This is a genomic window from Pseudomonas sp. D5(2026) (genome assembly GCF_057766845.1).
This window is the reverse complement of the sequence record NZ_CM173421.1, coordinates 2,257,258-2,277,765: the sequence shown is the minus strand read 5'-3', so window position 1 is coordinate 2,277,765 and position 20,508 is coordinate 2,257,258. Positions and strand designations below refer to the sequence as shown.

23 protein-coding genes are annotated in these 20,508 nt (G+C 63.7%); 15 read left to right on the top strand and 8 right to left on the bottom strand.

Going from position 1 to position 20,508, the window contains the following annotated elements; all coding sequences use genetic code 11:
• Window positions 1-96: 96 nt before the first annotated feature.
• The 8 genes from AC3B5Q_RS10425 to AC3B5Q_RS10390 are packed head-to-tail and all read left to right on the top strand — an operon-like array spanning window position 97 to window position 6,130.
• Window positions 97-1,290 (top strand): PepSY-associated TM helix domain-containing protein, encoded by a 1,194-nt coding sequence (locus tag AC3B5Q_RS10425; RefSeq protein WP_279934851.1) that lies wholly within the window; start codon window positions 97-99, stop codon window positions 1,288-1,290.
• Window positions 1,287-1,826: a PA2404 family protein gene (locus AC3B5Q_RS10420; protein ID WP_021784227.1), complete on the top strand. Its 540-nt coding sequence runs from the start codon at window positions 1,287-1,289 to the stop codon at window positions 1,824-1,826. The genes AC3B5Q_RS10425 and AC3B5Q_RS10420 overlap by 4 nt, the downstream gene beginning before the upstream one ends.
• Window positions 1,823-2,143, top strand: a complete 321-nt coding sequence (locus tag AC3B5Q_RS10415) for a hypothetical protein (RefSeq protein WP_103444212.1) — start codon at window positions 1,823-1,825, stop codon at window positions 2,141-2,143. Before AC3B5Q_RS10420 ends, AC3B5Q_RS10415 begins: the two co-directional genes overlap by 4 nt.
• A complete protein-coding gene (locus tag AC3B5Q_RS10410; protein ID WP_021784229.1) occupies window positions 2,140-2,709 on the top strand; it encodes a DUF6162 family protein in 570 nt (189 codons plus the stop codon). The genes AC3B5Q_RS10415 and AC3B5Q_RS10410 overlap by 4 nt, the downstream gene beginning before the upstream one ends.
• Window positions 2,710-2,725: 16 nt before the next feature.
• A complete protein-coding gene (locus AC3B5Q_RS10405) occupies window positions 2,726-3,628 on the top strand; it encodes a metal ABC transporter substrate-binding protein (protein WP_021784230.1) in 903 nt (300 codons plus the stop codon).
• Window positions 3,625-4,371, top strand: a complete 747-nt coding sequence (locus AC3B5Q_RS10400; protein ID WP_488393074.1) for a metal ABC transporter ATP-binding protein — start codon at window positions 3,625-3,627, stop codon at window positions 4,369-4,371. The genes AC3B5Q_RS10405 and AC3B5Q_RS10400 overlap by 4 nt, the downstream gene beginning before the upstream one ends.
• On the top strand, window positions 4,371-5,270 hold the full coding sequence (locus AC3B5Q_RS10395; RefSeq protein WP_101195977.1) for a metal ABC transporter permease: 900 nt from the start codon (window positions 4,371-4,373) through the stop codon (window positions 5,268-5,270). The genes AC3B5Q_RS10400 and AC3B5Q_RS10395 overlap by 1 nt, the downstream gene beginning before the upstream one ends.
• A complete protein-coding gene (locus tag AC3B5Q_RS10390) occupies window positions 5,267-6,130 on the top strand; it encodes a metal ABC transporter substrate-binding protein (RefSeq protein WP_103444210.1) in 864 nt (287 codons plus the stop codon). The genes AC3B5Q_RS10395 and AC3B5Q_RS10390 overlap by 4 nt, the downstream gene beginning before the upstream one ends.
• Before the next feature lie 224 nt (window positions 6,131-6,354).
• On the opposite strand, the gene AC3B5Q_RS10385 is transcribed toward AC3B5Q_RS10390, so the two are convergent.
• The 6 genes from AC3B5Q_RS10385 to AC3B5Q_RS10360 all read right to left on the bottom strand — a co-directional run bounded on the left by AC3B5Q_RS10385 (window position 6,355) and on the right by AC3B5Q_RS10360 (window position 10,427).
• Complete coding sequence (locus tag AC3B5Q_RS10385; protein WP_103444209.1) at window positions 6,355-7,407, bottom strand: DUF1615 domain-containing protein; 1,053 nt, start codon at window positions 7,405-7,407, stop codon at window positions 6,355-6,357.
• Between the two features lie 26 nt (window positions 7,408-7,433).
• Window positions 7,434-7,985: a hydrolase gene (locus AC3B5Q_RS10380; RefSeq protein WP_101195978.1), complete on the bottom strand. Its 552-nt coding sequence runs from the start codon at window positions 7,983-7,985 to the stop codon at window positions 7,434-7,436.
• Window positions 7,986-8,042: 57 nt separating this feature from the next.
• Entirely contained in the window at window positions 8,043-8,762 is a 720-nt protein-coding gene (locus tag AC3B5Q_RS10375) for a thioesterase II family protein (protein ID WP_101195979.1), read from the bottom strand.
• Window positions 8,759-8,980, bottom strand: coding sequence for an MbtH family protein (locus AC3B5Q_RS10370; protein ID WP_003256222.1), 222 nt, complete (start codon window positions 8,978-8,980; stop codon window positions 8,759-8,761). The genes AC3B5Q_RS10375 and AC3B5Q_RS10370 overlap by 4 nt, the downstream gene beginning before the upstream one ends.
• 134 nt (window positions 8,981-9,114) lie before the next feature.
• Entirely contained in the window at window positions 9,115-9,516 is a 402-nt protein-coding gene (locus AC3B5Q_RS10365) for a hypothetical protein (protein WP_021784237.1), read from the bottom strand.
• A gap of 26 nt (window positions 9,517-9,542) precedes the next feature.
• A complete protein-coding gene (locus tag AC3B5Q_RS10360) occupies window positions 9,543-10,427 on the bottom strand; it encodes a LysR family transcriptional regulator (RefSeq protein ID WP_028697654.1) in 885 nt (294 codons plus the stop codon).
• Between the two features lie 146 nt (window positions 10,428-10,573).
• Here AC3B5Q_RS10360 and AC3B5Q_RS10355 point away from each other — a divergent pair, with 146 nt between their 5' ends.
• A complete protein-coding gene (locus tag AC3B5Q_RS10355; RefSeq protein ID WP_488393073.1) occupies window positions 10,574-11,593 on the top strand; it encodes an alpha/beta hydrolase in 1,020 nt (339 codons plus the stop codon).
• 205 nt (window positions 11,594-11,798) lie between these two features.
• On the opposite strand, the gene AC3B5Q_RS10350 is transcribed toward AC3B5Q_RS10355, so the two are convergent.
• Window positions 11,799-12,092 (bottom strand): DUF1330 domain-containing protein, encoded by a 294-nt coding sequence (locus AC3B5Q_RS10350; protein WP_003256229.1) that lies wholly within the window; start codon window positions 12,090-12,092, stop codon window positions 11,799-11,801.
• Between the two features lie 78 nt (window positions 12,093-12,170).
• Here AC3B5Q_RS10350 and ribBA point away from each other — a divergent pair, with 78 nt between their 5' ends.
• The 6 genes from ribBA (at window position 12,171) to AC3B5Q_RS10320 (ending at window position 19,009) form a co-directional block, all read left to right on the top strand.
• Complete coding sequence (gene ribBA, locus AC3B5Q_RS10345; protein WP_488393072.1) at window positions 12,171-13,292, top strand: bifunctional 3,4-dihydroxy-2-butanone-4-phosphate synthase/GTP cyclohydrolase II; 1,122 nt, start codon at window positions 12,171-12,173, stop codon at window positions 13,290-13,292.
• Window positions 13,293-13,622: 330 nt separating this feature from the next.
• Window positions 13,623-14,648, top strand: coding sequence for an ABC transporter substrate-binding protein (locus AC3B5Q_RS10340; RefSeq protein ID WP_021784242.1), 1,026 nt, complete (start codon window positions 13,623-13,625; stop codon window positions 14,646-14,648).
• Window positions 14,645-15,562, top strand: coding sequence for an ABC transporter permease (locus AC3B5Q_RS10335; protein WP_103469805.1), 918 nt, complete (start codon window positions 14,645-14,647; stop codon window positions 15,560-15,562). Before AC3B5Q_RS10340 ends, AC3B5Q_RS10335 begins: the two co-directional genes overlap by 4 nt.
• 6 nt (window positions 15,563-15,568) lie before the next feature.
• Window positions 15,569-16,378, top strand: a complete 810-nt coding sequence (locus AC3B5Q_RS10330) for an ABC transporter permease (RefSeq protein ID WP_021784244.1) — start codon at window positions 15,569-15,571, stop codon at window positions 16,376-16,378.
• Between the two features lie 19 nt (window positions 16,379-16,397).
• Window positions 16,398-17,546 (top strand): ABC transporter ATP-binding protein, encoded by a 1,149-nt coding sequence (locus tag AC3B5Q_RS10325; protein WP_103462324.1) that lies wholly within the window; start codon window positions 16,398-16,400, stop codon window positions 17,544-17,546.
• Between the two features lie 155 nt (window positions 17,547-17,701).
• Window positions 17,702-19,009 carry a substrate-binding domain-containing protein gene (locus AC3B5Q_RS10320; protein ID WP_021784246.1) on the top strand — a complete coding sequence of 436 codons (1,308 nt, stop codon included), beginning with the start codon at window positions 17,702-17,704 and terminating at the stop codon, window positions 19,007-19,009.
• A gap of 112 nt (window positions 19,010-19,121) precedes the next feature.
• Here AC3B5Q_RS10320 and gorA read toward each other — a convergent pair whose 3' ends face one another.
• Window positions 19,122-20,477, bottom strand: coding sequence for a glutathione-disulfide reductase (gorA, locus tag AC3B5Q_RS10315; RefSeq protein WP_021784247.1), 1,356 nt, complete (start codon window positions 20,475-20,477; stop codon window positions 19,122-19,124).
• Window positions 20,478-20,508 lie beyond the last annotated feature (31 nt).

Genomic DNA, 20,508 nt, shown 5'->3' with positions numbered 1-20,508 from the left:
ATTTTAACCTGCAGGTTTTCGATTCTCATTCGTCCTTATCAGTACAGCACTCTTTGGTTGGCACGCGCTCGACCACCCATGGCAGAAGACCGTCTGATGGCCCAATCACCGAAAAAATCCAAATCCAGGCTGTGGTTCCTGGTCCACAGCTGGCTCGCCTTGCCGATCTGGTTCTTTGTCCTGATCGTCTGCTTCACCGGCATGCTCGCCGTGGTCAGCCAGGAAATCGTCTGGCTCGCCGATCCGGCTGTGCGCGCCAACAAGCCAGACGCGGACACCGAGCGCATGAGCTTTCAGCAGGTACTGGAGGCCTTGAACAAGGCCGAGCCGGACATGGTGGTGGAGCGCCTGAGCCAGCCGGATGGTTCGCACTTCGCGGTAAAAGCCAATGTCACCCTGCCTGACGGTACCAGCCCGACGCTGTACGTAAACCCCTACACCGGAACCATTCAGGGCAAGACCCCGGACTTCAACTTCGAAGCGTTCACCCGCGCCCTGCACGGCTGGTGGCTGGTGCCATTCACCAACGGTTTCAGCTGGGGCTGGTACCTGGTCTCGCTGCTCGGCCTGCCGATGCTGGCCTCGCTGGTCACCGGCCTGGTGGTTTACAAGAAGTTCTGGAAGGGCTTCTTCAAACCTGTACGCACCGGCCACGGGTCGCGGATTTTCTGGGGTGACCTGCACCGTCTGTCCGGGGTGTGGTCAATCTGGTTCATTGCGGTCATTTCCGTCACCGGCACGTGGTTCCTGATCCAGGCGATCCTGTCCGACAACCACATCACCCTTTCCAGCCGGCCCAACGTGCCAGTGATCGCCCGTGAACAGGTGCCACAAACGCCAGATGGCAGCCCCGCCTCGCGCATCGATCTGGATGAAGCGGCACGCCTTGCCAGACAGGCGATCCCAGGGCTGGAAGTGAGCGCCATCTCGCTCCCCGCCACCGCCTACAGCCACGTCACGCTGTCAGGCCCGGGCTGGTACCCGTTGATGTTCCAGAGTGCTTCGGTGAATCCGTACACACGCGATGTCGACAGCCAGTTCCTGATCAGCGACCGCTCGGCCCTGGAGTTCGTCACCGAGTCCATGCGCCCGCTGCACACCGGCGACTTTGGCGGCTTGCCGATCAAGCTGGTGTGGTTCTTCTTCGGCCTGATCCTCACCCTGATGGTGCTCAGCGGCCTGCTGATCTGGACCAAACGCACCGCCCAGGCCACCGCCGCAGCCCTCAAGCGCACCGAGCGCGCACCGCGTACGTTACGCAGTGAAACCACCGTGGAGGCCCACACATGAGCCAGGCCAAGGCCCTGCCCACCAGCCGGCTGAAGCAGCTTTGGCTGAAGTGGCGTTTTCACCTGAACATTCTGCTGATCCTGATTCCGCTGGGCTTCATGCCCAAATACTTCGCCGACGCCAGGTTGTTTCGCGGTGACGCTGGCCTTGGCGCCAACCTGATCAGTGACATTCAGGTCGGCCCCTACAGCCTCGACCTTGCCGAACTGCGTGACGAGGCGCCACGCGCCGACGGCCCGGCCGGCTACTTCAAATCGTTCAATGCATCGCTGTGCAAGGCCTGCATAAAGGACGTCAAGGCAGCCTACCTGCGCATCGGCAAGCCACGCAGCCTGCGCGCCGCCGGCACCCTTTTCTTCGGTGCACCGTACAGCATGGGTACCTCGTTGCCGATCCCACCGCGCACCAAACCCGACGCGCACATTTGGATCACCCTGGAAGGCTGGGACGGCACCCTGCACCAGGCGTCGATCCCCCTGACCAAGGCATCGCCAGCCACTGTGGCATGGCTCGAGAAACAAGGAGAAAACAAATGAATCACCTGATGCGCACGCTGGCGTTGCCCGTCCTGGTACTGGCCGCCGGCCCTGCGCTGGCGCACAACCCGATGTGCGAATGCGAAGAACTGGCCAGCGGCCAGGTCAAGTGCACCGGCGGTTTCTCGGACGGCAGCGGTGCCCCCGGAGTGACCCTGGACGTGATCGGTTATGACGAACAGGTGCTGGTCGGCGGCAAGCTTGGCGACGACTCGACGCTGACCTTCAAGCGCCCGGACGGCGAATTCTACGTGCTGTTCGATGCTGGCCCCGGGCACGTGGTGGAAGTGGACTACGCCGATATCGCCCAGCCATGAGCCGCGCCCAAATCATTCGCCCGGCCGGTGCCGGGCACGAAACCCTGTACGTGCTGCTGGCAAGCCTGCTGATCGTGGTGCTCGCCGCCAGCGTGGTACTGCTGCGCGGTGAGCGCGAGGACGAACAGGCCATCGCCAGCCACCAGATCGACGCTCGCCGCGACCTCACCGCCGCCGAGCAAGGCCTGTACACCGACCTGTGGGTGGCCTTCGACGAGATCCAGCTACTGCGCGAAGAAAACGCCGTCGCCCCCAGCGTACAAACCCTGGCCGAAGAAGGCCTGCCGCCGTTCGTGGTCGACGCCGGCAGCCAGAGCCGTGGCGGCCACCAATGGTCATGGCTGGAACCCGGCGCTTACCTGGGCCGCAGCCAGGCCCCGGAAATTGCCGGCAGCCTGCTGCTGATCCTGCCACCCGACAGTTCAGGCCAAGCCGATGTCTGGCTGCGCCGCGACAGCGCCGCCGTGATCCCGGACGACCTCGGCCAGGCCGCCCTGATCGCCGCTGGCTGGCAACAAGTGGTCAGCCACTACGACGCCGGGGTCACCCGCGAACACCGTCACTGAACCCAAGGACTCGCCCATGTTTCGCTCCGCCCTCGCCCTGCTCCTGGCCCTTGCCCTGCCGGCACTGGCCCTGGCCGATAACAGCAAGCCGCTGCGTATCGGCATCACCCTGCACCCCTACTACAGCTACGTGAGCAATATTGTCGGCGACAAGGCCGAGGTGGTTCCCCTGATTCCGGCGGGCTTCAACCCGCACGCCTACGAGCCGCGGGCCGAGGACATCAAGCGCATCGGCACCCTGGACGTGGTGGTGCTCAACGGTGTTGGCCATGACGATTTCGCAGACCGCATGATCGCCACCAGCGAAAAACCCGACATCGCCACTATCGAAGCCAATCAGAACGTGCCGTTGCTGGCGGCCACCGGCATTGCCGCGCGCGGTGCCGGCAAGGTGGTCAACCCGCACACCTTCCTGTCGATCAGCACCACCATCGCCCAGGTGAACAACATCGCCCGTGAACTGGGCAAACTCGACCCGGACAACGCCAGGCTTTACACGCAAAACGCCCGTGCCTACGCCAAGCGCCTGCGCGCCCTGCGTGCCGACGCCCTGGCCAAGGTCACCGAAGCCCCTGGCGCAACGTTCCGGGTCGCCACCATCCATGCTGCCTATGACTACCTGGTGCGCGACTTCGGTCTAGAGGTGACGGCCGTCGTCGAGCCTGCCCATGGCATCGAGCCCAGCCCGGCACAGCTGAAAAAGACCATCGACCAGCTCAAGGCACTGGACGTGCGGGTGATCTTCTCGGAAATGGACTTCCCGTCGGCCTATGTCGAAACCATTCAGCGTGAGTCCGGCGTGCGCCTGTATCCGTTGACGCATATTTCCTACGGCGATTACACCAAGGACAAGTACGAGGTGGAAATGAAGCGCAACCTCGACACGGTAGTCCGCGCCATTCAGGAGAACCGCGCATGACCGCTGCCGCCAAGCTGGTGACCGCCTGCGGGCCGCGCATCGAATTCGCCGGCATCGACCTGACCTTGGGCCGCACACGCATCCTCGAACAGGTCAGTTTCAGCGTGGCAGCAGGCAGCGTGCACGCCATCGTCGGCCCCAACGGCGGCGGCAAGAGCTCGTTGATCAAGACCCTGCTCGGGCAGATGCCACACCAGGGCCAGCTGACCCTGCATTGGCCAGGTGAGCGCGAAGTGATTGGCTACGTGCCGCAAGCACTGGAGTTCGACCGCGGCCTGCCAATGACCGTGGACGACTTCATGGCCGCCATGTGCCAGCGCCGCCCGGCCTTCCTCGGCCTGTCGCGGCGCGTGAAGCCAGCCATTGATGCAGCCTTGGTTCAGGTTGGCATGCTCGACAAGCGCACGCGGCGCATGGGTGCACTGTCCGGCGGTGAGCGCCAGCGCGTGCTGCTGGCCCAAGGCCTGATCCCCGAGCCGCAGTTGCTGGTGCTGGACGAGCCGATGTCGGCCCTCGATGAAGCCGGTATCCAGGTGTTCGAACAGTTATTGCAGGGCTGGCGCCAGGCCGGCACTACCGTTCTGTGGATCGAGCATGACCTGGAAGCCGTGTTGCGTCTGGCGGACCGGGTAACAGGCCTTAACCGCCAGGTGCTGTTCGATGCGCCGCCTGCCCAAGCCCTGACCCCGGAGCGCCTGCTTGGCCTGTTCTCCGTTCACCCGCGTAGCGAGAGGCTTGCCTGATGAGTTTTGAATTCTTTCGCCAAACGGTCCAGGACTGGGCCACTGCCGGCTATCTGCCCGAGGCGCTGGCCTACGGCTTCGTGGTCAACGCCCTGTTGGCCGGCCTGATGATCGGCCCGGTGCTAGGCGGCCTGGGCACCTTGGTGGTGGTCAAGCGGTTTGCCTTCTTCTCCGAAGCGGTCGGCCATGCGGCGCTGACCGGCGTGGCCATCGGTATCCTGCTGGGTGAGCCCTATACCGGCCCTTACGGCAGCCTCTTCGGCTACTGCCTGCTGTTCGGCATCCTGCTCAACTTCCTGCGCAACCGCACCGGGCTGTCACCGGACACACTGATTGGCGTGTTCCTGTCGGTGTCGCTGGCGCTGGGCGCCAGCCTGCTGCTGATGCTGGCGGGCAAGATCAACGTGCACATCCTCGAGAACGTACTGTTCGGCTCGGTGCTGACCGTTAGCGCCCAGGACCTGCTTGTGCTGGGCATCGTCGCGGTGCTGGTACTGGCCTTGGCCCTGCCGCTGTACAACCGCATCATGCTGGCCAGTTTCAACCCGCAGCTGGCGGCTGTGCGCGGGGTAGCGGTAAAGACCCTGGACTATCTGTTCGTGGTGCTGGTCACGTTGGTGACCGTGGCTGCGGTAAAGGTGATCGGGGCCATCCTGGTCGGTGCGCTGCTGGTCATCCCGGCCGCCGCCGCTCGCCTGGTCAGCCAGTCGCTCAAGGGCTTTTTCTTACTGTCGGTGCTGATTGCCACCATCAGCACCCTGTTCGGCATCCTGCTGCCGATCGTTTTCGACCTGCCAGTACCCTCAGGGGCCGCGATCATCCTGGTCGCCGGCATCTGCTTTGCCCTGGCCGCCCTGGCCCGCGCCCTCGTTCCCCGCCTGCAAGGAAACCCGGCATGAACTTCAAACACCTGACCCTGGCGCTGGCACTGGCCGGCCTGCCGTCACTGTCTTTCGCCACGCAAGTGCTGACAACCCTGCCGGTCACCCACAGCCTGGCCAGCGCCCTGCTCGACGGCACTGCAGTGCAGCTCCAGCGGGCAGCACCGGCCAACCTGCCTGCCAGCCGCCAACCGTCGTATTTCAGCGGGCGCGGTGGCGCTGGCCTGCAAAAGGCCGCCCAGCAGGCAGATGCAGTGATCGGCGTGCGCTCTATCTGGCGTGACGACCCGCTGTACCCGATGGCCCGGCGCAGCAATATCCGCATTGTCGAGATCGATGCCGCGCGACCGGTGGATGGCGCACTGCCGGGTATCGCGGTGAGCGGTGACGATGCGTATGGCGCTTACCCCTGGCTCAACCCGACCAACCTCGGGCGCATGGCCGACGTGGTTGCCAATGACCTGGAGCGCCTGGCGCCGGATGACAAGGCAAAGATCCAGGGCAACCTGGCAGGGCTCAAACGCCAATTGCTGGAGCTTTCGGCCAGCAGCCAGACGCGGCTGGCCAAAGTTGACAACCTGACGGTGGTGAGCCTGTCGGAGAGGCTGGGGTATCTGGTCAACGGGTTGAACCTGGATGCGGTCGAGCAGCCACTGCCGGCCGAATGGGATGCAGCCGCGCTCAAGGCGCTGGGCGAGAACCTGAAGGCGCAGGACGTGGCGCTGGTGCTGGACCATCGTCAGCCGGGTGAGGCGGTGGCCGAGGTGATCAAGGCAGCCGGGGCCAAACTGGTGGTGGTGGAGAGTGACCCTGAGGATGCGATTGCGGGGCTCAAAGCCAGCGTTGACCAAGTGGTTGGAGCATTGGGCGGGCGCTGATCGGACAGGCCCACGCGGTGGATGGCACGGGCTTCGCCCGTATTCGCGGGCAAGCCCGCTCCTACATTGGACACGCGTCGGTGGTTGGGCACGGGCCGTCGTGTAGGAGCGGTTTTACCCGCGAAGAGGCCGGCCCTGCTGGCCAATTTCCACCCGCCGATCACCGTTGCCACCACCACCGTATTCGCGGGTAAACCCGCTCAAGGATCGCGGTTGCTACCAGGCTAACGCTTCATGCACCGCTGATAGCGCTCATCCACCCGCCCGGCAAACCAGGCCGTGGTCAGCTTGCGGGTAATCTTCGGGCTCTTCAGCTCGATGCCCGGTAGCACTGCGCGGGGCACCGGTTTGCCGGCTTTGGCATCCGCCAGGGCAAACACCCCGCTGTACAGCTTGCTGTCTTCGAACGCCAGGCTGTCACCCTCCTCCAACTGGCTTCGGATCTGCGGGTTACGCAGCCCCAGCTTCACCCCCAGCTTGCGCGCGGCCAGCTCGGTGCTTCCCGGCATGATCGCCCCCGGCGCCACCAGGTCGCCGTCCAGTGCCAACTTCACCCCCGTGACCTTGCTCAATGCCGCCTGGAATGCCGCATTGCGGCTGGCGTACCAGCCCGCGTTGAAGTCGGCAAACCGGTAAAGCTGACGCTCGTAGTTGGCCGGGTAGCCCAACAGGTGGGCAATACCGAAATACATGCCGCCGCGCCGGCTGAACACTTCCTGGCGAATCGTGCCTTCATGGCTGTAGGGGTAATCCCTTGCATGCTTTTCGGCAAAGTCGATGCTGACCTGCATCGGCCCGCCGGTGTGCACCGGATTCAGCCCGCCCAGCAAGGTCTTGCCCAGCGGCAGGCGTGCAACGACTTCGTCGTACAGTTCACTCAACTGCTTTTCGCTGCGCACCGTCTGCAACCGCTGCTGGTAGCTCTTGCCGTTGCCCGACGGCGTCTTCAGCGCACCGTCGACCAGCAGTTTGGGAATATGCAGGCGCGCAGCGCGGCGGTCGATCTCCTGGCGCGCGATACGCCCAAGGTTGGGCACCTGTGGGTCCGCAGTGAAGGTCGACTCCTGTTCGGTCACCGCCAGCACTGCGCACAGGTTGCTTTTACTGGGCGCTATGCGCTGGGCTTCGAAGGCTGCCTGGATATCCTTGGCCCAACCCTCGCGGTCCTTGACCTGGGCGGGTAACAGCCGCAACAGCTGCGCACGGACTTTCGCCGGGTCCGCTTCGGGCGCTTCTTCGCGGCGCCCGGCACAGCCTTGCAACAGCACCAGGGCCATCACCGAAATGGCCAGTAACCGGCCGTTCAGGGCTGTTCACCGACCAGATAGGTTTTGCTGATGTGGCGGAACTGCGGGTGCCCGGCACTGCCCATCAATTCGAACAACACCATCTCGCGGGTCACCACCTGCGCGCCGGCGGCACGCATGCGCGCCAGGCCTGCAGCCTTGCTGGCCGGGGTGCGGCTGTCGCAGGCATCCTCGACCACGAACACTTGCTTGCCCAGCGCCAGCAGGCCAAGCACGGTTTGCAGCACGCAAACATGGGTTTCCATGCCGCAGACGATCACTTGATCGCGCGCCATCAGGCTGGCTGGCAGGCACTCGGCGGCCACGCAGGAAAAGTGACTTTTCTCTACCACGTCGGCTGTCGGGGCTGCGGCCAGCAGTTCGGCCAGGGTATGGCCCAGGCCTTTGGGGTACTGCTCGGAAATCACTGTCGGCAGCGCCAGCTCGGCAGTCGCCGCCAGCAACCAGCGGGCCCGTGCCCGAGTGCCTTCGGGATCGCTCATGGCACCGATGAGTTTTTCCTGGATGTCGACGACCAGCAGCGTGGCCTTGAGTGGATCGATCAGCATTGCCTGCCTCTTGCCTGGGAAAAACCCTAGCCTCCCCCAGGCAAGCGGTGACGTCAATCAGGCGGACAGCCGAAGCGGCTGCAGTGACGCGGTAAGCGCAGCGAGCACACGGTCTTCCTGCTCATGGATGAAGAAATGGCCACCTGGGAACATCTGCAGCGAGAACGCGCCGTGGGTTTCATTGCGCCATGCCCGCAGTTGCTCATCACTGGCCCGGTCATCCACGCCACCCAGCACATGCAGGGGGCACTGCAACGCCGGTCGCTGGCGGTATGCATAAGTGCCGCACAACAGAAAATCGGCACGCAAGGTCGGCAAGGTCAGGCTCATCAGCTCCGCGTTGGCCAACACTTCCTCAGGCGTGCCCTGCAGCTCGCGCAACTCGCTGATCAGCTCAGCGTCGCTCTTGGGCTCGCGCCAGTTGTTGCCGTCGTAGTCTTCACGCCGGGTAGGTGCAGCGGTGCCGCAGGCGAACAAGGCCAGCGGCGCCGGGCAGCCCAACGCCTGCAGCTCATGGGCCAGCTCGAAGGCCAGCAGTGCACCCAGGCTGTGGCCGAGCAGCGCATAAGGAGCACTTGCCGCCAGCCGCTGCTCGCTGGCCAGTTGCCGGGCCAGACCTTGCATGTCGGTGTGCAGCGACTCGCCCATGCGCGCACCCCGCCCGGGCAACTCTACCGGGCGCACCTGCAACCAGGCCGGCAGCTTGCGCCGCCAGCGGCTGTAGACCATGGCGCTGGCCCCGGAGTACGGCAGGCACAGCAGGTTCAGCACGGTCACTGGGCGGCAGCTTCGGCCATTTTCTGGCGCAGGCTCAGCGGGCGCATGTCGGTCCAGACTTCATCGATGTAGGCCAGGCAGTCCTTCTTCAGGCCGCTTTTGCCCACGGCTCGCCAGCCGTTGGGGATGGCTTTGTAGTCGGGCCAGATCGAGTACTGCTCTTCGTGGTTGACCACTACCTGGAACTGGATATCGTCGCGGTCGAAAACGGAAGTCATTGCCTGTCTCCTTTAATGATGATGCCGCTGCGCGCCTGGCGCAAAGTGGCTTTCAAGTAGACGTAGCAAGCGGTGTAAAAATTAACGGAATTGACTCGCTCCCATGCGGGCGCGGCCGGTCCCGGTATCAACGCTCAGGTATCACGCAACAGGTCGTGCGTATCGAGCAATCGGAACGCAACCTGCGGATTACGCTCCAGCCCGCGCCGGATCGCCGCCGGGATAGACTGCCGGGTCTTGCGACACAGCCCGGGCTGGTCGTCCAGTTCGATGACGATGCCGCGCATGGTCCGTACCTCGTTGTAACCGGGGGTGATGTGCACGCGGATGCCGAGGTTTTCGTACAGGCGCTGCTGCAGACGTTGGAGGTCTTCCAGATCCTTCAGGTTTTCCAGGCGTTCGAGCAGGCGTTTTTCCTCCTGCCGGGTCAGCAGGAGGATACGCTGGGCCGCCTGCGGATGGTCGGCCAGCTGTTCGCGGCCGCAGTCGCAGGCGCCAGGGGGACAAGGTTGGCGTAAAGGGACAGGGGTACTCATAGGGCAAGCATAGCCTGTACCGACAGTCAGAGCTGCGCCAGCCGCGCACGCAGGAAGCTGACAAAACCCTGCACCGGCCGCGCCACCTGCCGGTGCTGCGGATACACCGCCGACAGCTGCAGCGCGGGCGGGCGCCACCCATCCAGAACCGTCACCAGTTGCCCCTCCGCCAACGCCTGCCCAACGATAAAGGTCGGCAGGTAAGTAACCCCCATCCCGGCAATCGCAGCGCCCCGCAGCAACTCGCCATTGTTCGCCCGCATGCGCCCGGTCACCTGAATTGCCTGGGCTTTACCACCTTTGTGGAACTGCCACTGCACCTGCCGCGAATGGCCATAGGGCAGGCAGTCATGTGCGGCGAGCTCATCCGGTTTTTCCGGCACTCCCCGTGCTTGCAAATACGCCGGGCTTGCACAGTAGACGCGCTCGACACTGGCGATACGCCGGGCGATCAGGCTGGAGTCCTCCAGTGCACCAATCCGCAGCGCCAGATCATAGCCTTCACCAATCAGGTCCACGGCGCGGTCGCTCAGGTCTACCTCCACATCGACCTGGGGGTGCAGTTGCAGAAACTCGGTCAGCAGGCAGCCCAGGTGCGCCATGGCAAACGACAGCGGCGCACTGAGGCGCAAGGTGCCGCGCAGGACCTGGGCCTGACCGCTGATGTCGTGCTCGACCTGCTGCACTTCACCCAGCAAGCGCAGGGCCGACTGGTAGTAGTGCTGCCCCAGTGGCGTGGCATCGAGGCGCCGGGTGGAGCGGTTGAGCAGACGTACGCCCAGGCGCTCTTCAAGCTGCATCAGACGCCGGCTGACCGATTGCTTGGACATGCCCAGACGGTCGGCGGCAGCAGTGAAACTGCCGGCCTCCATCACCTGGGCAAAGATCCGCATGTCTTCGTAAGGGTTCATTGTCTCGCTCTTGCTGACAGTCAAACACTTTATAGCGGCTTTTTCCCACGAGTGCATCTGCCTAATCTACGCACAAGTCGCAGCGATGGCCCCACAGGCCAGGCAAGACGCCCACTACCAACACTTGTACAGAAAAGGATTCGCTCATGAACATTGTCCACAAAGCCCTCACCACTTCACTCCTGGCCCTGTCCGTTTCCAGTGCCTTCGCCGCAGGCAGCCCAGGTGTCGAACAACACACCCAGGCCTTCCTCGAAGCCCTGGAGAAAGGGGGTGGCAAGCCGCTGGAACAGCTCACCCCGAACGACGCCCGCGCAGTACTGACCGGCGCCCAAGCCTCGGTCAAGGTCGACCTCTCAGGCATCGAAGTGAAGGAACGCACCATTGAGGCCAACGGCCAGTCGATCAAGCTGCAAGTGGTACGCCCGACCAATGTCAAAGGTGATCTGCCGGTGTTCATGTTCTTCCACGGCGGCGGTTGGGTGCTGGGCGACTTCCCGACCCACCAGCGACTGATCCGCGACCTGGTGGTCGGCTCGGGTGCAGTGGCGGTCTATGTGGACTACACCCCGTCACCAGAAGCGCACTACCCGACGGCGATCAACCAGGCGTACGCCGCGACCCGCTGGGTGGCCGAGCATGGCAAGGAGATCGGCGTGGATGGCAAGCGCCTGGCTGTAGCCGGCAACAGCGTTGGCGGCAACATGGCGGCGGTGGTTGCACTCAAGGCCAAAGAAGCCGGCACCCCTGCCCTGCGCTTCCAGTTGCTGCTGTGGCCGGTGACCGATGCCAGCTTCGAGACAGCGTCGTACAAGCAGTTTGCCGAAGGACACTTCCTGACCACCGGGATGATGAAGTGGTTCTGGAACAACTACACCCTTGATGCAAAGGCACGGGCGCAGATTTACGCCTCGCCGCTGCGGGCGTCCGCCGAACAGCTGAAGGGCTTGCCACCGGCCCTGGTGCAAACGGCTGAGTTCGATGTGCTTCGGGATGAAGGTGAGGCGTATGCCCGCAAGTTGAATGCGGCGGGCGTGATAGTAACCTCGGTGCGCTACAACGGAATGATTCATGACTATGGGCTGCTCAACCCGTTGAGCCAAGTGCCGGCAGTAAAGGCGGCGCTGCGGCAGGCGGGCAACGAACTTAAAGTGCATCTGCAGTGAGGCGATGAGCAAAAGACCCGCCTGGGCGGGTCTTTTGCTTCTATTTGCGGAAACGGCCCGCAGGCTTCAATGAATCTGCCATCGGTGCGGCAGGTCCGGCCCTTTCGCGGGTAAACCCGCTCCTACACAGGCCACCACAACCGTCAAATTTTGTGGTGGCCTGTGTAGGAGCGGGTTTACCCGCGAAAGGGCCGGCAAATCCTGCTCAGGGCTCAAACCCTTCCACAATGATCACCTCAGCCTTCGCCACTCCTTGGCGATGGCTGCATGCCTCTTGGTACAGCGCGGAGCGGTAACAGGCGACGGCCTGCGCGTACGAATCGAACTCGATCACCACGCTACGCTGAGGCGTAGCCCTCCCTTCCATCGCCTCGCTGCGCCCGCCACGGGCCAGGAAGCGACCGCCGAATGCCTTGAAGGCAGCCGGGGCGCGCTGGGTGTACTGCTGGTATTGCTCGGGGTCGGTCACGTCCACATGGGCGATCCAGTAGGCCTTCATGTGCTGCTCTCCTGTTACGGCGATATTTGTGTATGATGGTATACCATAAAATTCACCCCACCACAGTGAGCGTGCACCATGGCTTTCAACACCATCGAGGAACTTCTCGAGGACTACCGGCAAGGCAAGATGGTCCTGCTGGTGGATGACGAGGACCGGGAAAACGAAGGCGACCTGCTGATCGCCGCCGAGCGTTGCGACGCCCAGGCCATCAACTTCATGGCCCGCGAGGCGCGCGGGCTGATCTGCCTGACCTTGACCGACGATCACTGCCAGCGCCTGGGCCTGGAGCAGATGGTTCCGGCCAACGGTAGCGTGTTCAGCACCGCGTTCACCGTGTCGATCGAGGCGGCCACCGGGGTCACCACCGGCATTTCCGCCGCTGACCGGGCTCGCACCGTGGCAGCAGCGATGGCCCCCAACGCTCGCCCCGAAGACCTGGTACAACCTGGCCACATCTTCCCCCTGCGCGCCCGCGAAGGCGGCGTGCTGACGCGTGCTGGCCACACTGAAGCCGGCTGCGACCTTGCACGACTGGCCGGTTTCAGTCCGGCCTCGGTCATCGTTGAAGTGCTGAACGACGACGGCACCATGGCCCGCCGCCCCGATCTGGAGGTGTTCGCCGCCCGGCATGGCATCAAGATCGGCACCATCGCCGACCTGATCCACTACCGTCTGAGCACCGAGCAGACCATCAAACGCATCGGCGAGCGCGAGCTACCGACCGTGCATGGCACCTTCCGCCTGGTCACCTATGAAGACCGCATCGAAGGTGGCGTGCACATGGCCATGGTCATGGGAGACATTCGCCGCGAACAACCCACCCTGGTTCGGGTGCATGTGATTGACCCGCTGCGCGACCTGGTCGGTGCCGAATACGCAGGCCCCGCCAACTGGACGTTGTGGGCGGCGCTGCAGAAGGTGGCCGATGAAGGTGCTGGCGTCGTGGTGATCCTGGCCAACCACGAATCCTCCCAGGCCTTGCTTGAGCGCGTGCCACAACTGACCCACCCTGTGCGGCCTTATCAACGTGGCCAGTCCAAGGTGTATTCCGAAGTGGGTACCGGGGCGCAGATTCTGCAGGACCTTGGCGTGGGCAAGCTGCATCACCTGGGGCCACCGCTGAAATACGCGGGGCTGGCGGGCTATGAGCTGGAGGTGGTGCAGAGCATCCCGTTCGACCCGGGGATGGATGGCTGAGAACACACAAGCAATTGATTTAGCGGGGCCCTGTAGGAGCGGGTTTACCCGCGAATGCGAGGGTGACACCACCGACGCATTCGCGGGTAAACCCGCTCCTACAGGGCCCTTGGTGCTTTTGACAGGGCGGAGTGATGGCCGGTCGGCCCATACCTCTTGCCAAAATCTTGGAATACCATAATATGATATCCCGTAGACCTTGAGTCTACAGGCCGGCATCTACAATTAAAAACGGCCACCAGAACACTTTGTTTTAGCTGCTCCCCGAACACTATTGGCGGGCGCACCAAAAGCCCCGCCTCGAATAACAAAAGCAACGAGGGCGTAACCATGCTGTTAAGCAAACGTGTAACCGCAGTGCTGTCTGCCAGCCTGCTGACCCTGGCATGTCAGGCCGCCCAGGCCGCCGACAGCCTCAACTTCGTCAGCTGGGGCGGTACGACCCAGGACGCCCAGAAAGAAGCGTGGGCTGTACCGTTTACCAAAGCCACGAACATCAAGGTCGTGCAGGACGGCCCCACCGACTACGGCAAGCTCAAAGCCATGGTCGAGAGCGGTAACGTGCAGTGGGACGTGGTCGACGTCGAAGCCGACTTTGCCCTGCGTGCCGCCAGCGAAGGCCTGCTCGAACCCCTCGACTTCACCCAGATCAAGCGCGACAAGATCGACCCACGCTTCGTCTCCGATCATGGCGTCGGCTCATTCTTCTTCTCCTTCGTGCTCGGCTACAACGAAGGCAAGCTCGGCGCCAACAAGCCGGTGGACTGGACCGCGCTGTTCGACACCAAGACCTACCCCGGCAAGCGAGCCCTGTACAAATGGCCCAGCCCAGGCGTGCTGGAACTGGCCCTGCTGGCCGACGGCGTAGCCCCCGACAAGCTGTACCCGCTGGACCTGGACCGCGCCTTCAAGAAGCTCGACACCATCAAGAAAGACATCGTCTGGTGGGGCGGTGGCGCCCAGTCGCAGCAGTTGCTGGCCTCGGGTGAAGCTTCGCTCGGGCAGTTCTGGAATGGCCGTGTCTACGCCCTGCAGCAAGACGGTGCACCGGTGGGCGTGAGCTGGAAGCAGAACCTGGTCATGGCCGACTTCCTGGTCATCCCCAAAGGCGCCAAGAACAAGGACGCGGCGATGAAATTCCTGGCCAACGCCAGCAGCGCCGAAGGCCAGGCCGAATTCGCCAACAAGACCGCCTACGCGCCGGTCAACGTCGACAGCGTGGCCAAACTGGACAAAGACCTCGCGCCAAACCTGCCAACTGCCTACGCCCAGGACCAGGTCACCCTCGACTTCGCCTACTGGGCCAAAAACGGTCAAGCCATCGCGGCCCGCTGGAATGAGTGGTTGGTCAAATGAAAGTCGCCATCAACGCCCTGCACAATGCGCAAGGTGCCCCCACGGGTGCCGGCGCCCCGGGCACCGTCCCGCGCCGCGCAAGCCTGAGCCAGCGCTGGAAAGGCAGCCGCAACCTGCTGCCCGCCCTGCTGTTCCTTGGCGTGTTCTTCTTCGCGCCACTGATCGGCCTGTTGCTGCGCGGGGTGCTGGAACCCACCCTGGGGCTGGGTAATTACGAGCAGCTGTTTGCCAACTCGGCCTACGCGCGTGTGCTGTTCAACACCTTTTCGGTGGCCGGCGTGGTTACCCTGATCAGCGTGCTGCTGGGCTTCCCGCTGGCCTGGGCGATCACCCTGGTGCCCAAGGGCTGGGGCCGCTGGCTGCTGAACATCGTGCTGTTGTCGATGTGGACCAGCCTGCTGGCGCGCACCTACTCGTGGCTGGTGCTGCTGCAAGGCTCGGGGGTGATCAACAAGGCGTTGATGGCCATGGGCATCATCGATGCCCCGCTGGAAATGGTGCACAACCTCACCGGCGTGGTGATCGGCATGAGCTACATCATGATCCCGTTCATCGTGCTGCCACTGCAGGCGACCATGCACGCCATCGACCCGATGGTGCTGCAGGCAGGTTCGATCTGTGGCGCCAGCCCGTGGACCAACTTCTGGAAGGTGTTTCTGCCGCTGTGCCGGTCGGGGCTGTTCTCCGGGGCACTGATGGTGTTCGTGATGTCGCTCGGTTACTACGTCACCCCGGCGCTGCTGGGGGGTGCGCAGAACATGATGCTGCCCGAATTCATCATCCAGCAGGTGCAGTCGTTCCTCAACTGGGGCCTGGCCAGCGCTGCCGCCGCACTCCTGGTAGCGATCACCCTGGTGCTCTTCTACCTGTACCTGAAGCTGCAGCCGGAATCCCCGGTTGGCAACGCGAGGTAAACCGCCATGCTCCTGTCTCCCAATGCCATGGGCCGCCCGCTGCGTACGGGCCTGTACCTGACCACCGGGGTCATCGCGGCCTTCCTGCTGCTGCCGGTGGTGTTCATCGTGTTGCTGTCATTCGGCTCGTCACAGTGGCTGGTGTTCCCGCCACCGGGCTGGACCTTCAAGTGGTATGGCCAGTTCTTTTCCAACCCGGAGTGGATGGAGGCCGCGCTGGCCAGCCTGAAGGTGGCCATGCTGACCACGGTCGCCGCCGTGCTGCTGGGCCTGCCCACCGCGTTCGCCCTCGTGCGTGGCCGCTTCCCGGGCCGCGAACTGCTGTACGGGCTCTTCACCATGCCGATGATCGTACCGCTGGTGATCATTGCCGTGGCGGTGTACGCGCTGTTCCTCAAGCTTGGCTACACCGGCACGCTGTTTGCGTTCGTGGTCAGCCACGTGATCGTCGCCCTGCCGTTCACCATCATCTCGATCATCAACTCGCTGAAACTGTTCGACCAGTCGATCGAAGACGCCGCGGTGATCTGCGGCGCCTCGCGCCTGCAGGCCATCTTCAAGGTGACCTTCCCGGCCATTCGTCCCGGCATGATCGCCGGTGGCCTGTTCGCCTTCCTGGTGTCATGGGATGAAGTGGTGCTGAGCGTGATGATGGCCAGCCCCGACCTGCAGACCCTGCCAGTGAAGATGTGGACCACCCTGCGCCAGGACCTCAGCCCGGTGATCGCCGTGGCCTCGACCCTGCTGATCGGCCTGTCGCTGCTTGTCATGTTCATTGCCGCCGCCTTGCGCCGGCGCACCGAAACCAACGCCTGAGCGCGCGGAGATAACAACAATGAGTGCAGTGATCAAAGACAACGCGCATGGCAAGGCCCTGGTCAGCCTGCGCGGCCTGAACAAGCACTACGGCGACTTCACCGCCGTGGACAACCTCGACCTGGAGATCCAGGACGGCGAGTTCCTGACCTTCCTCGGTTCCAGCGGGTCGGGCAAGTCCACCACCCTGTCGATGCTGGCCGGCTTCGAAACACCGAGCAGCGGCGAGATCCTGGTCGACGGCCAGTCGCTGGTCAACGTGCCACCGCACAAGCGTGACATCGGCATGGTGTTCCAACGGTACTCGCTGTTCCCGCACCTGAATGTGCGTGACAACATCGCCTTCCCACTGGCCATTCGCAAACTCGGCGCTGCCGAAACCGCCAAGCGCGTCGACGCCATGCTCAAGCTGGTGCAACTGGAACAGTTCGCCCACCGCAAACCCTCGCAAATGTCGGGCGGCCAGCAGCAGCGCGTGGCGATTGCCCGGGCGCTGGTGTACGAACCACGTATCCTGCTGATGGACGAGCCGCTCGGCGCGCTGGACAAGAAACTGCGTGAAGACCTGCAGGACGAACTGCGCCAGTTGCATCGCCGCCTGGGCATCACCATCGTCTATGTCACCCACGACCAGGAAGAAGCCATGCGCCTGTCACAGCGCATCGCCATTTTCAGCCACGGCAAGATCGTCGGCCTGGGCACCGGTTACGACCTGTACCAGAACCCACCGAATGCCTTTGTCGCATCGTTCCTGGGCAACTCCAACTTCCTGCGGATCAAGGCCAGCAGCAACGGCGCGGGCAGCTTCGAAGGCCAGCCAGTGGCCATTCGCTTGACCCCGGGGCTGACCGCCTCGCAGGATGCACTGATCATGGTGCGCCCGGAAAAAGCCGTGGCCCTGACCGCTGAGCAGGCCACGCGCGAGCCGCTGCCGGCGGGTTGGAACGAGGTCAGTGCCAAGGTTGGTGAAGTGCTGTTCCTGGGTGAAAGCCAGACCTGCCATGTGGTAACTGCAGGGGGTACCGAGTTGACCGTGAAGGCACTGTCGGCGGCGGGCATGCCGATGCAGCCGGGCGACAACGTGAAGGTGCGCTGGGCAGTGACCGACGCTTGCATTTATACCGAATGGGCCGAGAGTGACCTGAGCAAGTCGGCCGGGGCGCATTAACGCTCTTCTGCATTGCAGCGCCTGCCAGATCGAGCACCGTCCGCGCGGCGCACGACCTGGCAGGCGCTGCACGATTGGAGGCGTACACCCCGTCACATTATCATCACGCCATTGTCGTAATCTGCCGGCCAACTCTATGCCACAGGCCACCCGGCATGCTCCGCCTGCTTGTCTTGCTGCTCACCCTGCTACCACTCGCGACCTTGGCTGAGCCCCTGCACCTGCGCGTGCAAGGCTCCAACACCATCGGCGCGGCCTTGCTGCCGGCGCTGGTACAGGGGCAATTGCGCGCGCAGCAGGCCACAGCCATCGAACAACAGCCGGGCAAGGTTGCCAACGAGTGGGTGATTACCGCCCGCGACGAGCACGGCCAGCCCTTGCGCATCGACATTGCCGCCCACGGCTCAAGCACCGGCTTTGTCGCGCTGGGCCGTGGCGAAGCGGACCTGGCCGCTGCCTCGCGGCCGATCAACGACAGTGAAGTCCGCCAGTTGCAGGCGCTGGGTGACCTGCGCGCAGCAGGCGCCGAACACGTGATCGGCCTCGACGGCGTCGCAGTCTTCGTCCACCCCGACAACCCAATTCCCCAACTGAACACTCGGCAACTGGCGCAAATTTTTTCCGGGCAGATCCAGCGCTGGGAACAACTGGGCATACCGGGCGGGGCCATTCACCTGTATGCCCGAGACGACCGTTCCGGGACTTTCGAGACCTTCAAGGCACTGGTGCTGGAACCTCAGCACGGCGAGCTTTCGGCCAAAGCCAGGCGCTTCGAGTCCAGCGACGAACTGGCGGAGCGAGTGGGTAACGACCGCCAGGCCATCGGTTTCAGCAGCTTGGCCGCCGTACACGGGGCCAAGGTGCTCGCGGTGGCCGAGGGCGACGCGCCGGCCATGCTGCCGGAGCGCGCACGGGTGGCCAGCGAGGACTACCCGCTCTCGCGGCGCCTGTACTTTTACCTGCCAGCCAACCCCAAGCCCCAGGCCAAGGCCCTGGCGGATTTCGCTCAGAGCCCGGCCGGCCAGGCGATCATCGCCCAGCAGGGTTTCGTTTCGCAGCAGGTCAAGGCCGTGTCCGTCGCCCCCCAACGTGACATGCCACCGCGCTATCGTACCTTGGCCCGGCAAGCGCAGCGCCTGAGTGTGAACTTCCGTTTCCAGGAAGGAAGCGCCAGCCTGGACAACAAGGCCCTGCGCGATGTGCAGCGGGTGGCAGAGTACCTGCGCCAGGCCGGGAAGCTACAGGGCAAGGCAGTGCTGGTTGGGTTCGGCGACCCCAAGGAAACCCCCGGGCGCGCAGCCCTGCTCTCCCGCCTGCGCGCGCAAGCGGTGCGCCGCGAACTCGCGCGCGGAGGGGTGGAGGTGATGCAGGTGACCGGGATGGGCGATGAATTGCCAGTGGCCGGGAATGAACTGGAGCAAGGCCGGCTGCGCAACCGGCGGGTCGAAGTGTGGGTGTATTGATCCGGCCCTGTACACATCCCTGTAGCAGCCTTTTTGCTGCAAAGAGGCCCGAACAAGGGCCCCATCGCAGCACAAGGCTGCTTCTACAGGCTGTACAGCAGGCTCCGCGTTATCAGCGGGTGACTGTGCGCATGGTCACGAACTCTTCAGCCGCCGTCGGGTGCACGCCGATGGTTTCGTCGAACTGCTGCTTGGTCGCACCGGCTTTAAGCGCAATGCCCAGGCCCTGAATGATCTCGCCAGCGTCAGGACCGACCATGTGGCAGCCCAGCACCTTGTCGGTCTCGGCGTCCACCACCAACTTCATCAGGGTCTTTTCCTGAATGTCGGTCAGGGTCAGCTTCATGGCCCGGAAGCGGCTTTCGAATACCTGCACCTTGTGCCCGGCCTCCAGCGCCTGCTCTTCGGTCAGGCCCACGGTACCGATTGGCGGCTGGCTGAACACCGCCGTGGGGATGTTCTGGTAATCCACCGGGCGGTATTGCTCAGGTTTGAACAGGCGCCGCGCCACGGCCATGCCTTCAGCCAAGGCCACTGGAGTCAACTGCACACGGCCGATCACATCGCCAATGGCAAGTATCGAGGGCGCGGTGGTCTGGTACTGCTCATCAACCCGGATGTAGCCGCGCGCATCCAGTTCGACGCCGGTGTTTTCCAGGCCCAGATTGTCCAGCATCGGGCGCCGGCCAGTGGCATAGAACACACAGTCGGCTACCAGCTCGCGGCCGTCCTTGAGCGTGGCCTTGAGGCGGCCATCTTCGAGCTTGTCGATGCGCTGGATGTCGGCGTTGAACTGCAAGTCGAGGCCGCGCTTTTCCAGCTCTTCCTTCAGGTGGGTGCGCACCGAGCCATCGAAGCCGCGCAGGAACAGGTCGCCACGGTACAGCAGTGAGGTGTCGGCACCCAGGCCCTGGAAGATGCCGGCAAATTCGACGGCGATATACCCCCCGCCTACCACCAGCACGCGGCGCGGCAGGCTCTTGAGGTAGAAGGCTTCGTTGGAGGTGATGGCCAGTTCCTTGCCGGGGATGTCCGGTACCTGCGGCCAGCCACCGGTAGCGATGAGAATGTGCTCGGCGGTGTAGCGCTGACCGTCCACTTCCACTTCATTGGCACCCGTCAGACGCGCGTGGCCCTGCAACAGGGTCACCCCGCTGTTGACCAGCAGGTTACGGTAGATACCGTTAAGGCGCTCGATTTCCCGATTCTTGTTGGCAATCAGGGTGCCCCAGTCGAAATGCCCCTCTTCCAACGTCCAGCCGTAACCTGCGGCCTGCTCCAGCTCGTCGGCAACGTGCGCGCCGTACACCAGCAGCTTTTTCGGCACACAACCGACGTTGACGCAGGTCCCCCCCAGGTAGCGGCTTTCAGCCACTGCCACTTTGGCGCCAAAACCGGCAGCAAAACGCGCTGCGCGTACACCACCGGACCCGGCGCCAATCACGAACAGATCAAAATCGAAGGCCATGTATTCACTCTCCTAGGCAGGCGTCCAGCAT